General features: G+C 67.6%; 8 protein-coding genes. 3 read left to right on the forward strand and 5 right to left on the reverse strand.

The annotated features are described in order from the left end of the window. Positions 1 to 70 precede the first annotated feature (70 nt). Both MD221_RS09050 and MD221_RS09055 read left to right on the forward strand, forming a co-directional pair. On the forward strand, positions 71 to 2,143 hold the full coding sequence (locus MD221_RS09050; protein WP_242110716.1) for a carbon starvation CstA family protein: 2,073 nt from the start codon (positions 71 to 73) through the stop codon (positions 2,141 to 2,143). Continuing rightward, a complete protein-coding gene (locus MD221_RS09055; protein ID WP_242110717.1) occupies positions 2,143 to 2,382 on the forward strand; it encodes a YbdD/YjiX family protein in 240 nt (79 codons plus the stop codon). Before MD221_RS09050 ends, MD221_RS09055 begins: the two co-directional genes overlap by 1 nt. A gap of 108 nt (positions 2,383 to 2,490) precedes the next feature. Here MD221_RS09055 and MD221_RS09060 read toward each other — a convergent pair whose 3' ends face one another. From MD221_RS09060 to MD221_RS09070, 3 genes are all read right to left on the reverse strand, one after another. After that, entirely contained in the window at positions 2,491 to 3,747 is a 1,257-nt protein-coding gene (locus tag MD221_RS09060) for a DUF819 family protein (protein ID WP_242110718.1), read from the reverse strand. Positions 3,748 to 3,917: 170 nt separating this feature from the next. After that, complete coding sequence (locus MD221_RS09065) at positions 3,918 to 5,996, reverse strand: S9 family peptidase (protein WP_242110719.1); 2,079 nt, start codon at positions 5,994 to 5,996, stop codon at positions 3,918 to 3,920. A 68-nt stretch (positions 5,997 to 6,064) separates the two neighbouring features. Further along, positions 6,065 to 8,017 carry an OPT family oligopeptide transporter gene (locus MD221_RS09070; RefSeq protein ID WP_242111629.1) on the reverse strand — a complete coding sequence of 651 codons (1,953 nt, stop codon included), beginning with the start codon at positions 8,015 to 8,017 and terminating at the stop codon, positions 6,065 to 6,067. A 294-nt stretch (positions 8,018 to 8,311) separates the two neighbouring features. Here MD221_RS09070 and MD221_RS09075 point away from each other — a divergent pair, with 294 nt between their 5' ends. Then, positions 8,312 to 10,039: a peptide MFS transporter gene (locus MD221_RS09075; RefSeq protein ID WP_242110720.1), complete on the forward strand. Its 1,728-nt coding sequence runs from the start codon at positions 8,312 to 8,314 to the stop codon at positions 10,037 to 10,039. A gap of 29 nt (positions 10,040 to 10,068) precedes the next feature. On the opposite strand, the gene MD221_RS09080 is transcribed toward MD221_RS09075, so the two are convergent. After that, positions 10,069 to 12,066: an alpha/beta hydrolase family protein gene (locus MD221_RS09080; RefSeq protein ID WP_242110721.1), complete on the reverse strand. Its 1,998-nt coding sequence runs from the start codon at positions 12,064 to 12,066 to the stop codon at positions 10,069 to 10,071. Between the two features lie 100 nt (positions 12,067 to 12,166). Continuing rightward, positions 12,167 to 14,161, reverse strand: coding sequence for an alpha/beta hydrolase family protein (locus MD221_RS09085; protein WP_242110722.1), 1,995 nt, complete (start codon positions 14,159 to 14,161; stop codon positions 12,167 to 12,169). Positions 14,162 to 14,204 lie beyond the last annotated feature (43 nt).

Consider the following 14,204-nt stretch of genomic DNA (forward strand, 5'->3'; position numbering starts at 1 on the left):
GATTGCGGCATTGCGCATTGACCTGCGCGCGCCCCCGCGCGACCCTGCCCCATCGCTCGGAGGGCTGGCTATGAAGAACGGGTTCGGCAAGTTGGCGTGGGCGGCGATCGCCCTGCTCGGCGCCTTCTGTCTCGGCACGGTCGCGCTGCGGCGCGGCGAACAGATCAACGCGCTGTGGATCGTGGTCGCGGCGATCTCGCTGTACCTGATCGCCTACCGCTTCTACGCGCGCTTCATCGCCGACAAGGTGCTGCAGCTCGACCCCACCCGCGCCACGCCCGCCGTGATCAACAACGACGGCCTCGACTACGTGCCCACCAACAAGCACGTGCTGTTCGGCCACCACTTCGCCGCGATTGCCGGCGCCGGCCCCCTGGTCGGCCCGGTGCTGGCGGCGCAGATGGGCTACCTGCCCGGCCTGCTGTGGCTGGTGGTCGGCGTGGTCTTCGCCGGCGCGGTGCAGGACTTCGTGGTGCTGGTGCTGTCCTCGCGGCGCAACGGACGCTCGCTCGGCGACCTGGTGCGCGAGGAGATGGGCCAGATCCCGGGCACCATCGCCCTGTTCGGCGCCTTCCTGATCATGATCATCATCCTCGCGGTGCTGGCGATGGTGGTGGTGAAGGCGCTGGCGGTCAGCCCCTGGGGCATGTTCACGGTGGTGGCGACGATTCCGATCGCGATCCTGATGGGCGTGTACATGCGCTACATCCGTCCCGGCAAGATCGGCGAGATCTCGGTGGTCGGCCTGGTGCTGCTGTTGCTGTCGATCTGGCTGGGCGGCAAGGTCGCCGCCGATCCCACGTGGGGGCCGGCCTTCACCTTCAGCGCCACGCAGATCACCTGGATCCTGATCGGCTACGGCTTCGTCGCCTCGGTGCTGCCGGTGTGGCTGCTGCTGGCGCCGCGCGACTATCTTTCCACCTTCCTCAAGATCGGCACGATCATCGCCCTGGCGATCGGCATCTTCGTGGTGATGCCCGACCTGAAGATGCCGGCGCTCACCCAGTTCACCGACGGCAACGGCCCGGTCTGGAAGGGCGGCATCTTCCCGTTCCTGTTCATCACCATCGCCTGCGGCGCGGTGTCCGGCTTCCACGCGCTGATCTCCTCCGGCACCACGCCCAAGCTGCTCGCCAGCGAGGGGCATGCGCGCTACATCGGCTACGGCGGCATGCTGATGGAATCGTTCGTGGCGGTGATGGCGCTGGTGGCGGCCTCGATCATCGAACCGGGCGTGTACTTCGCCATGAACAGCCCGCCGGCGGTGGTCGGCGGCGACGTGCACGCGGTCGCGGCGGCGGTCACGCAATGGGGCTTCACGATCACGCCCGAGCAGCTGGAGGCCACCGCGAAGGAGATCGGCGAGACCACCGTGCTGGCGCGCGCCGGCGGCGCGCCGACGCTGGCCGTGGGCATCGCGCAGATCCTGCACAGCGTGCTGCCCGGCGACGGCATGATGGCGTTCTGGTACCACTTCGCGATCCTGTTCGAGGCGCTGTTCATCCTCACCGCGGTGGACGCGGGCACCCGCGCCGGCCGCTTCATGCTGCAGGACCTGCTCGGCAACTTCGTGCCGGCGCTGCGCCGCACCGAATCGTGGACGGCGAACCTGATCGCCACCGCCGGCTGCGTGGCGCTGTGGGGCTACCTGCTCTACCAGGGCGTGGTCGATCCCTTCGGCGGCATCCAGACGCTGTGGCCGCTGTTCGGCATCTCCAACCAGATGCTGGCGGGCATCGCGCTGATGCTGGGCACGGTGGCGCTGTTCAAGATGAAGCGCGACCGCTACGCCTGGGTGTGCGCGGTGCCGGCGGCATGGCTGGTGATCTGCACCAGCGCCGCCGGCCTGATCAAGATCTTCGACAGCAACCCGGCGCAGGGCTTCCTGGCCCAGGCCGGCAAGTTCCAGAAGGCGCTGGACAGCGGCGAGATCGCCGCGCCGGCCAAGTCGGTGGAGCAGATGCACCAGGTGATCACCAACGCATACGTCAACACCGGCTTGACCGCGCTGTTCCTGTTCGTGGTGTTCAGCGTGCTGGTGTACTCGGTGCGCAGCGTGCTCAAGGCGCGCCGCAACCCGCAGCGCACCGACAGGGAAAGCGCCTACGTCGAGGTCGATCCGCGGCAGCTGGCGAACCTGTGATGGACACAGCCAGCGAAAGCCGCGCCCTCGTCCCGCTCGAGCATTTCCGGACGCACAAGCGCGTCTGGCGGCGGCTGGTGCAGACCGCGCGGCTGTGCTGCGGGGTGCCGGACTACGACAACTACGTCCGGCACATGCTGGAGAAGCATCCCGACCGCGAGGTGATGGACTATCCGACCTTCTTCCGCGAGCGCCAGGAGGCGCGCTATGGCGGGCGCAGCGGTTTTCGGTGCTGCTGAGGCCCCTTCGTTCCCCCGGGACTCGTCAATCCTGCGGCTTTCGACAGCCCAACGGCCGGTCAGCAGGAATGACGCCGCGGGAAGTCGCGCCGGAAATGCCCGGCTGCCCTATCCGGCCCCGGCCATCGCGCGCAAGGTGACGCCGACGATGTAGGCCAGCACCGTGCCGGTCGCGTAGCCCAGCGCGCCGAGCAGGGCGCCGACCGGCGCCAGCGAGGGATGGAAGACCGAGGCCACCACCGGCGCCGATGCCGGTCCGCCGATGTTGCTCTGCGAGCCGAGCGCGAAATAGAAGAACGGCACGCGCAGCAGGCGCGCGGTCAGGTACAGCAGCAGGATGTGCACCAGGATCCAGATCAGGCCCAGCGCGAACAGCCAGGGCTTGTCGGCCAGCGCCAGGATGTCCATCTGCATGCCGATGCAGGCGATCAGGAAATACAGGAACAGCGTGCCAATCTTGGAGGCCCCGGCGCCGTCGAATTCGCGCAGGCGCGTGAAGCTCAGCCCCAGGCCGATGAAGGTGGACAGCACCACGACCCAGACGAAGGGCTCGTGCAGGCTGAAGGTCTTCGCCCAGGACACGTTGTCCAGGAACCAGGCCGCGACCGGCGCGGCGATGGCATGCGACAGCCCGACCGCGCCCAGCGCGATGCCGACGATGATCATCAGGTCCGACAGGCTGGCCACGCGCTGGTGCTGCTTCTGGTAACTGATCAGGCGCTGCTTCAGGTCCTCGATCGCGCCCGTGTCCGCGCCGCTGCGCGCGTCGATCGCCTGCGCACGGTTGGCGAGGAAGATCAGCACCGACATCCACACGTAGCCGACGCCGACGTCGACCACCACGAACTGGCCGAAGGTGGTTTCGTCGACCTTGAACACTTCCTTCATCGCGACCATGTTGGCGCCGCCGCCGATCCAGCTGCCGGCCAGCGCCGCCATGCCGCCCCAGGTGTCGCCGGCCACGGTTTCCGGATGCACCAGGCCCATGATCCAGAACGCGGCGAACGCGCCCAGCATCACGCTGATCGAGGCCGCCGCGTACATGAGCAGCAGCTTCGGGCCGAGCCGCAGCACGCCCTTCAGGTCGATGGTGAGGGTCAGCAGCACCAGCGCCGCCGGTAGCAGCACGCGGCTGGCGACCGGGTTGTAGAGCTTGCTGGCGTTGCCGTCGATCAGCCCGAAGCTGTTGTAGATGCCCGGGATGAAGTAGCACAGCAGCAGGGCCGGCACGTAGGTGTAGAAGCGCTTCCAGAAGCCGGCGCCGCGCGACTCGGTCCAGAACACCAGGCCGAGCGTCGCGGCGATCAGGCCGAGCACGACGATGTCGTTGGTGATGAGCGCGGTGCTGGTTTCGGTGGCTGGCATGGGTCGTCCGTCGCTTTCGCTTTCCCTCCCCCGCTGGCGGGAGGAGATCGGGGCCGCGCGTCACGCGGCCGAGGCGGGGCGGATGGGCGCTTTTGCCTTTCGCGAGCGGCCGCTCCCCCCGCTCGCTGCGCCATCCCCTCCCCCGCCATGCGGGAGAGGGACGCAAGGCGTCAGTTGCCGATGTGCTGCTTCAGCCAGGCGTTGACCGTGTCGTGCCAGAGGATGCTGTTCTGCGGCTTGAGCACCCAGTGGTTCTCGTCGGGAAAGTACAGGAACTTCGATTCGATGCCCTGGCGCTGCAGCGCGGTGAACGCGCCGATGCCCTGCTCGACCGGGATGCGGAAGTCCTGCTGGCCGTGGATGACCAGCATCGGCACGCGCCAGTCCTTGACGTGGTTGACCGGGTTGAACTTCTCGTAGGCGGCCGGCTTCTCGTAGGGCGTGCCGCCCTGCTCCCACTCGGTGAACCACAGTTCCTCGGTGGAGTACCCCATCATGCGCTGGTCGAACACGCCATCATGGTTCACCAGGCACTTCCACGCCCCGGAAGCAGGCGTGTGCCAGTTGCCGGCGATCCAGTTGACCATGAAGCCGCCGTAGCTGGCGCCCAGCGCGCAGGCCTTGCCGCCGTCGAGGAAGGCGTATTTCTCCTGCGCGGCCTTCCAGCCCTTCTGCAGGTCCTCCAGCGGGCGGTCGCCCCAGTGCTGGCTGATCGCATCGGTGAACTTCTGGCCGTAGCCGGTGGAGCCGTGGAAGTCGATCATCACCACGGCGTAGCCCTGGCCGGCATAGGTCTGCGGATTCCAGCGGTAGCTCCAGCCGTTGCCGAAGCTGCCCTGCGGGCCGCCGTGGATCAGGAAGGCGACCGGGTACTTCTTGCCGGCCGTGTAGTTCCAGGGCTTGACCACGTAGCCGTAGACGGTGTCGCCGTCCCAGCCCTTGAAGCTGAACTGCTCGAAGTCGCCGAAGGACACGCCCGAGGCCATCGCCGAGGCGTCCGGGGTGATCGCGCGCGGCGACTGCCCGTCGAGCGCAGCCGCGAACAGCTGGTCGCCGCTCTTGAGCGTGTTGCGCGCGAAGGCCAGCGTCTGGCCCGCAATCTCGAAGGCGGAAATGGTGCCCTCGCCCATCAGCTTGCTGGCCTTGCCGCTGGCGATGTCGACCGCGAACAGCGGATGCTCACCCAGGTCCTGCGCGGTGGTGTAGATCGTCTTGCCGTCGTCCGACAGGGTGATGCCGTCGGCGGAACGGTCCCAGTCCGCGGCGATCTCGCGCGTGGCGCCGCTGCCCAGGTCCATCGCCATCAGCGCGAAGCGGTCGGCCTCGAAGCCCGGGCGCTTCATGGCGCGGTAGTACAGCGTCTTGCCGTCGGCGGAGAAGGCCGGGCCGGTATCCCAGGCGGGATTGGCGGCGGTGAGGTTGCGCGTCGCGCCGGTGCCGTCGGCGCTGACCAGGTACAGGTCGAAGTTGGTCGACCACGGCTCGGCGCGGTCGGCCTTGCGCGCGCTGAGCACCAGCGACTTGCCGTCGGGAGACCAGGCGTACTCGCCGCTGTCGCCGAACGGCTTGGAGGGCACGTCGCCGGGCACGTCGGCACCGACCAGCGCCGCGCTGGCGACCTTGGCCTTGGCGCCCGGCAGCGTGGCGACGAAGACGCGGTTCAGGCGGCCGTCGTTCCACGTATCCCAGTGGCGGATGAACATGCGGTCGAACAGCTTGCCGCTGGCCTTGGCCTTGTCGGCGGCCTCGGCCTTGTCCTTGGAGCACTTGAAGTCGGCCTTGCAGTCGGCGAACGCGCCGGCGCCGAAAGCCACGCGCGTGCCGTCGGGCGAGAGCTTGTAGCTCTCCACGTCGGCGGCCAGATCGGTCAGCTGGCGCGGCGTGCCGCCGGCGGCGGGAATCGCGTAGAGCTGCGAGGAACCGGACTTCGCGCTCAGGAAGTAGACGGTGGCGCCGTCGGGCGAGAACGCCGGCGAGTTGACGTTCCAGCCGTCGGGCGTGAGCCGCTTCGGCGGCGCGGCATCGCGCGCGGCCAGATCCTCGATCCACAGCGAGGTGGAGCGCTTGGCGAGCTTGTCGTCGATCGTCGCCTTGGCGAACACCAGCTTGCGGCCGTCGGCCGAGAGCGTCGGCGAGGAATAGCGGTCGAGCTTGACCAGATCGCGTACCTCGAAGCCGCGCTGGGCGAAGGCGATTGCGGGCAGCGCGAGCAGCAGCGCGGCGGGAAGGACGGCGTGGCGAAGTTTCATGGACTTCCTCTGGTCGAATTCAATGGCGACCGCGCGGCCAAGCTGCCGCGCGGCGTGATCGCGGCGGCTCAGATCCGGCTCTGCTCGATCTCTTCCGGCTTGGCCTTGACGCTGGTGCGATACAGCAGCCAGGCCACCACGACCAGCACGGCCAGGCCGGCGAACTGGCCCAGGTGCAGGTTCTCCGGCAGCGCCAGCACGTCGCCGCGCTCGGAGACCACGATCGGGATCGCGATGCCGATGCCCATCAGCGCCTCGCCGGTGATCAGCCCGGCGGAGAACAGCACGCCCGGGCGATGCAGGCGATCCCGCTGTTCTTCGGTGCCCCCCACGAGCCCGCGCCGGCGCTCGACGAAATACGACAGCAGGCCGCCGAGGAAGATCGGCACCATCAGCGTCAACGGCAGGTAGATGCCGATCGCGGCCGCCAGCACCGGAACGCGGAAGTGCGAGCCGCGCTTTTTCAGGATCTCGTCGATCACGATGACGATGGCGCCGATCACGCCGCCGGCGGCGATCATGTCCCAGGGAAGATGGCCGCCGAACATGCCCCTGGCGACCGATGCCATCAGCATCGCCTGCGGCGCGTTGAGGGATTGCGGATGTTCCGGCGTCGGCGGGCCGATGCCGTATGCGGTGGCGAGCAGGTTCAGCACCGGCGCCATGATCAGTGCGCAGGAGAAGGCGCCGATGCCGAGCATCAGCTGCTGCTTCCACGGCGTGGCGCCGACGATGTAGCCGGCCTTCAGGTCCTGCAGGTTGTCGCCGCCCACCGCGGCGGCGCAGCAGACCACGGCGCCGATCATGATCGCCGCCACCGCGCCGATCTCCGAGTCGCGGCCCAGCAGCAGCATCAGCACGACCGAGGCGAACAGGATCGTCGCGATGGTGATGCCCGAGACGGGATTGTTGGAGGACCCCACCAGGCCGGCGAGATAGGCCGAGACCGAGACGAACAGGAAGCCGGCGACGATCATGATGATCGTCATCGGGATGCTGACCGCGAAGTTGCCGACGATCAGCTGGTACAGCCCCAGCAGCGGCAGCGTGAACACCAGCAGCGCGACCAGCATCCACTTCATCGGCAGGTCGCGCTCGGTCTCCGCGACCACTTCGCCCGCGCCCTTGCGCGCCGCGGCGATGCCGCTCTTGATTCCCGAGAGCAGCGACTTGCGCAGCGAGAACAGCGTCCACATGCCGCCGATCAGCATGGCGCCCACGCCCAGGAAGCGGATCTTCTCGCCGCGGATGATCGAGGAGATCTCGGCGGCGGTCTTGCCGACCAGCTTGGCCGCCAGTTCCGGATCCGAGTTGAGCAGGAAGGCGTGATAGAACGGCGTGGCGATGTTGTCCGACAGGATGCTGCCGGAGACCACCACGATGCCGATGTTGAGGCCGACGATGTAGCCCACGCCCAGCAGGGCCGGCGACAGGTTCGTGCCCATGTACGCCAGGTACTTGCCGAAGAAGCCGGCTCCGGCCGCGTTGTCGGGAATCAGGCGCAGCCCGCTCTCGGCCATCAGCTTGACCAGCGCGCCGATGCCGGCGGAGATGCCGAGGATCTTCAGCCCGGGCCCCGGGTTCTCGCCGGCCTTGAGCACTTCGGCCGCGGCCTTGCCTTCCGGGAAGGGCAGCGGATCCTCGACGATCATCGAGCGGCGCAGCGGCACCGAAAACAGTACGCCGAGCAGGCCGCCCAGGCCGGCGATCGCCAGCACCCAGGAATAGCGGAAGTCCTGCCAGTAGCCGAGGATGATCAGGGCCGGGATGGTGAAGATCACGCCCGCGGCGATCGACGAGCCGGCCGAGGCGCCGGTCTGCACGATGTTGTTCTCGAGGATGGTACCGCCGCCGAGCAGCCGCAGCACGCCCATCGACACCACCGCCGCCGGGATCGCGGTGGCGATGGTCAGGCCGGCGAACAGGCCCAGATAGGCATTGGCGGCCGAGAGGACCATCGCCAGCACCATTGCCAGCAGTACGGCCCGGAAGGTCAATTGCGGCATCGCCGGCTTGTTCATCATTCTGGCCCCAGCACCAAATTAGCCCGCCAAGCTAATCGCTGGGGGCGGGCAAGTCCAGTGCCCGGCTTGTCCGGCGATGCCGGACAAGCCCCCAAAGTTTGCCCGGCAAACTTTGGGCCCCGGGGCTTCTTTTACCTCCGAATCCCCGCCGCTTCGCGGCGCCCCCTTTACCAAAGGGGGCTGCTCCCCAGGACGGGTGTCGAGAACTGGCGGCTGCGCCCACGCCCTTGCATCCAAGGGGTGCAGGGGCAAACCGATTTACAATCGGCCGCTTTCGTACGGGACCCAGGCATGTCCGCGACCGGCTTCAGCGAGATTCGCGCGCGGGAGGATTTTCTCGGACATCCCAAGGGCGTCTACGTCTGTTTCTTCACCGAGATGTGGGAGCGCTTCTCCTTCTACGGGATGAAGGCGCTGCTGCTGTTGTACCTGCTCAAGCACCACGGCTTCGGCGACGACGCCGGCTACGACCTGATCGGCGCCTACGGCGGTCTGGTCTATGCGGTGCCGGTGATCGGCGGCATGATCGCCGACCGCTGGCTGGGCATGCGCAAGTCGGTGCTGCTGGGCGGCGTGCTGCTGTGCCTCGGCCACCTCGGCATGGCCGTGGAAGGCCAACAGGCGCATCTGGTCAATGGCGTGATGGTGCGCGACGAAGGCGCGCTGCAGGCGTTCTACCTGTCGCTGGCGCTGATCATCATGGGCGTGGGCTTTCTCAAGCCGAACATCTCCACCATCGTCGGCAGGCTCTACGCCGAGGACGATCCGCGCCGAGATTCGGGCTTCACCGTGTTCTACGCCGGCATCAACGTCGGTGGCCTGTTCGCCGGCCTGGTGTGCGCCTTCCTCGGCGAAACCTACGGCTGGAAATACGGTTTCGGCGCGGCCGGGGTCGGCATGGTCGCCGGGCTGGCGATGTTCCTGTGGGGGCAGCGCTACCTGCACGGCCATGCCGAACCGCCCGATGCCGCGAAGCTGCGCCAGCGCGTCGGCCCGTTGCGCCGCGAACACTGGATCTATGCGGGCACGGCCCTCGGCGTCGCGCTGATCTGGCAGCTGATCCAGCGCAACTGGACGGTGCAGGGCGCGATGCACCTAGTCGCGCTGGCGTTCGTGCTGTGGTTCGCGTGGTTCCTGATCCGCCACTGCAGCAAGGTCGAGCGCCAGCAGATGATCGCGCTGCTGGCGATGATCCTGGCCGTGCTGGTGTTCTTCACCCTTTACGAGCAGAGCTTCGGCTCCTGGGTGACCTTCACCGACCGGCTGCTCACCAAGGACATGTTTCCCTCCCTGGTCAGCGACGCCAGCGGCACCCTGCCCTGGTCGCTGTTCATGATGGCGGCCAGCCCGGTGCTGATGGTGATCGCGCTGCGCGCCAGCGACCGCGGCGCGCGCGCACTGTCCCTGTCCATGATCGGATTGCTGGTGCTGGGTCTGACGGTGGCCTGTTTCCGCGACGTGGTGCTGGTGCCGCAGACCGCCGGCTCGCTGACCTTCCTCGGCTCGTTCTTCGTCGTGCTGCTCTCGCCGCTGTTCGCCTGGCTGTGGCCATGGCTGGAACGGCGCGGGCGCAACCCGAGCAAGCCGTTCAAGAGCGGAATCGGCCTGCTGTTCGCGGGACTGGCCTTCCTGCCGCTGCTGGTCGCCGCCAAGGCGGCCGGCACCGGCGTCCCGGCCAGCGTGTGGTGGCTGGTGCTGGCCTATCTGCTGCTGGAGATCGGCGAGATGTGCCTGTCGCCGATCGGGCTCTCGGCGGTGACCCAGCTGTCGGTGGCGCGCGTGGTCGGCCTGATGATGGGCGGGTTCTGGCTGGCGACCGCCTACTCGGAACTGCTGGCCGCGCAGTTCGGCAAGCTGGCCTCGATCGAGGTGCCGGACGGCGCGGCGATGGATCTGGCCGAGGCCGCGGGCAAGTACGCGCACCTGTTCTCGCTGATGCTGTGGGTCGGCCTGGGCTGCGCCGTCCTCGCCTTCGCGGTCGCGCCGCTGCTGCGGCGCATGATGCACGGGGTCAAGTAGCGGGCCGGCCGATCCGGCCCGCGTGCGGCCTACTTGGCCTGCGCCGCGCCGGCGGTGGCCCCGCCGATGTTGCGGCCCAGGAACGCGAGCAGTTTGGTGTAGTACTCGGTCCTGTGCGGCTGGGTGTAGAAGCCATGGCCTTCGCTCGGGTAATACAAGGTCTCGACCGGCACGTTGGCCGTGCGCAGCGCCTTCTCCATGGCTTTCGTGTGCTCGATCGGCGCCCGCTTGTCCTCGCCGCCCGCGGCCAGGAACACCGGCACCTTGATGCGGTCGGCCAGGTAAACCGGCGATACCGACGCCAGCGCGTCCTTCTCGCCGATCCATTCGCGGATGTACGCCGCGCCAGCCTCGCTTTCCTGGGTGTCGCCGCGCTTGTACATCATGGGAAGGTCGTACACGCCGATATAGCCCGCCGCGCACTTGTAGAGACCGGGCTCCTTGGCCGCGCCCATCAATGCGGCATAGCCGCCGTAGCTCGCACCGTAGATGCAGACGCGCCCGGCATCGGCGATGCCTTCGCGAATCGTCCACTTGGTGGCGTCGGTCAGGTCGTCCTGCATCTTTCCGCCCCACTCGCGCGCGCCCGCATTCCGGAATGCGCGTCCGCGACCGCCGGAACCGCGGAAGTTGACCTGCAGCACCGCGTAGCCCGCGCTGGCGAGCAGTTGGGCCTCGTCGTCGTACCGCCACTCGTCGTAGATGCCGAAGGGGCCGCCATGCGGCAGCACGACCATGGGCAGGTTGTGCGCCTCCTGCCCCGCCGGAAGCGTGACGTAGCCCTTCAGCTCCAGGCCGTCGCGGGCCTGCAGGGAAATCGGGCGGCGCTCGCCGCGCTTGGCCGGATCGATCCAGGGGCGCGTGCTGAGCAGGAAGGCGGCGGTCTTGGCCTGCGTATCGAAGATGTAGAACTCGTCGGCCCCACGGTCCCCGCTCACCTGCACCAGCGCGAACTTGCCGTCGGCGGTGTAGGAGGTGACGAACGGCGAACGGCCGGCGAAGGCCGCTTCGAGCGAGCGGTACAGCCGCGCCTCCGGCGAGGCCGTGTCGAAGAAGCCGGTGCGCAGCTTGCCGACGTAATAGCGCGCACCGACCGGGATCGAGGTGCCCTGCCTGTAGATGATCGTGCCCGGACTGGCGTCGGCGTCCTGCAGCAGGTCCTTGCGCGCCTTGGACTCCATGTCCATCGAGACGATCTTGTCCGGCCCGTTGGCCTGCTGGACCTGCAGATAGGCGACCTTGTCGTCTGCCGAGAATCCGATCGGCGTTTCGACGCGGCCGCTGGCGCTCTCGTCGTTCACCAGCTCCCAGTCGGCATTGGTCCCGCGGCGATGGTAGAGCTTGTTCACGTTGTCCAGGCCGCCGCCGTAGACGAAGCGCACCTGACCGGCGTTGTCGGTCATGAAGTCGGCGTTGCGCATGGGCGCACGGGCGATCTGCCGGCGCTTTCCGCTGCGCACGTCCATGATCTCCACGCGCGAGGACGGATCGTTGCCGAAGGTGCTGACCGAGATCACCACGTTGTTCTCGTCGGCCGGAAGACTGTCGATCAGGAAGGCCGCGACCTGCTCGTTCTTCTTGGTGACGATGTTGGTGCCGGTGGTCATCACGTCGACGCTCTGGCCGACCAGGATTTCCGCGTTCTTGCCGTTGGCGTCGATGGCGTAGATGTCGCCCGTGGGCCGGGGCTGGTCCATGGCGCCGATCTTCCGCGCCGTGCTGATCAGCACGCGATTGGGGTTGACCCAGGTGAAATCGTAGACGACGGTGTTCTTGCCGATGCTGAAGCCGGCGGAGATCTTGTTGTCCGACCGCCGCAGGATGACCAGGCCGGTCCGGTCCTCGAGGGGAATCGTGGCGGCGTAGTACTCGCCGGTCGGCGAAATCTTGATGTCCTCGAACTCGGCCTTCTTGATGTAGGGCGCGATATCGAACTGGACCGGCGCCTTGTCCTGCGCCGGCGCGGCAGTGAATGCCAGGGCCAGCGGCAGCAACGCGACCGTCGCCATCTTGGATGCTCGTTTCATGATGCCCCCTCGCCTGCGATTCGGGTCGCCGCGGCCGTCGGCCGTGGCGCCCCCTTCCCCTGCCGCCGCCGTCGCGACGACGGCGGGCCGAACGCCTGTTTCAGTTGCTCGCCGTTTCCGGCGCGCCCTTACCGATGTGCTTGTCGAAGAACCCCAGCATCTTGGTGTACAGGTTGAGGTTGTTCTCTTCCTTGTAGTAGCCGTGCATTTCCCCGGACTGGATGATCATCCCTTCCGGCGGGTTGCCCGCGGCGATCAGCGCCTTGTTCATCGCCTCGGTGTGCTCGGGCGGACAGCGCGGGTCGCGGGCGCCGGCGGCCAGGTAGACCGGCAGCTTGATCTGCGCCGCATGGGTCACCGGCGACATCGCGTCCTGCTCGGCGCGGGTCTTGCCGAAGGAGCGCAGCAGGTAGCGCCGGCCGTCCTCGCGCTTGCTGGTGTCGCTCTTGTCCATCTGGATCTGCGCGTCGTACATGCCGACGTAGCCGAAGGCGCACTTGAACAAGCCCGGCGCCCGCGCCGGGGCCATCAGCGAGGTGTAGCCGCCGAAGCTGCCGCCGTAGATGCAGATGCGGTCCTTGTCCGCATAGCCTTGCTGCACCGCCCAGTTGGTGGCGTCGATGACGTCGTTCATGATGCCCTGCGACCACTGGCCATAGGCCTTGTCCTGGAAGCCCTTGCCGAAACCGCCCGAGCCGCGGTAGTTGACCTGCAGCACGAGGTAACCGCGGCTGGCCAGCAGCTGCGTCTCCCAGTTGAAGCGCCAGTCGTCGCGCGGCCCCATCGGGCCGCCGTGCGGGTTGACGATCATCGGCAGGTTCTTGCCGCTGGAGCCGTTGGGAATGGTGAGGTAGCCGTAGACCTTGAGCCCGTCGCGCGTGGTCAGCGAGAAGGGCTTCACGCTCGCCATCTTCTTCGGGTCGAGCCATTTGCGTCCCTGCAGCATGAAGCGCGCCTTGCCGGTGTCGCGGTCGTACAGGTACAGCTCGCCGGGATTGGTGTCGCTGTAGACCGAGACGACGATCTGCTTGCCGTCCTTGGTCGCGCTGGCGAAATCGACGAACTGGCCGGGGAACGCGGCGGCCAGGGACTGGTAGATCTCCGCGTCCGGATGCTTCTCGTCGATCATGGTCACGCGCGGCGCGCCGGCCTCGGTGAAGGCCGCGATGATCGTGCCGCCGTCGGCGGCCTGGATGTAGCCGGCCGGGTCGGACACCGGGTCCTGGAACAGGCTGTGGAAGTCGCCGCTCGCCTTGTCGACGGTGCCGAAGGCCTCGGGCCGGTTGCCGTCGCTCTGCGTGGCGTAGATCGCGCCGTCGGGCGAGGCGCCGATCACCGACAGCATCTTGCCCGAGTCCTTCGAGCTGTTGACCTTCTTCCAGGCGCCGCTTTCCTCGCGCACGTACAGCTCGTTGTGCGAGTCGTATTCGCCCTCGGCGTTCTCCTGGTCGTAGCAGACCGCATAGCGCGGCGCCTTGGCCGCGTCAAGCACGATCTCGCAATTGTCGCGCGGCGCCCGCGCCAGCGACTTGCGCCGGCCGCTCAGCGTATCCATGAGCACGACCTCGGTGCCGGCGCCGTCGGAGGAGCGCGGATAGGTCACGCTCATCACCACGTTGGTGTCGTCGTCCTTGAGCGTGTCCAGCAGGCTGAAGCGCTCGTTGCCGATCTGCTTGCCGCGCTGGGTGGCGTCGCGGGTGCCGAAGAACACCAGCGGACGCGGCTGCGAGCCGTCGGCGTTCACGCCGTACCATTCGCCGGTATTGAATGGCGCGGCGAAGCGGCCGAACTTGCGCACCGAATTGAACAGCAGCCGCTCCGGGCTCACCCAATAGAACTGGCCGACGCTCTTCTCGTCGGGCAGCTGGTTGATCTTGACCAGGCTCAAGTCCTTGGTCCGCATCACGGCGAGCACGTCCTGCTCGCCCTTGTCGACGGTCATGGCCAGGTACTCGCCGTTGGGCGAGATCTTGACCGTGCTGTAGGTCGGATGCTTGACGAAATCGCTGATCGGAATCTGTTCCGCAGCGAAGGCAGGCGCCGACAGCGCGGCGACGGAAACGAGCGCTGCGAGCGCGTTGGTGCGTATTTTCACGTTTTTCCCCCTTGACACGTCCCTGACCGGCCGTCGTGGCCGG

This window comes from Luteimonas aquatica, from assembly GCF_022662575.1.
GTDB classification, from domain to species: domain Bacteria; phylum Pseudomonadota; class Gammaproteobacteria; order Xanthomonadales; family Xanthomonadaceae; genus Luteimonas; species Luteimonas aquatica.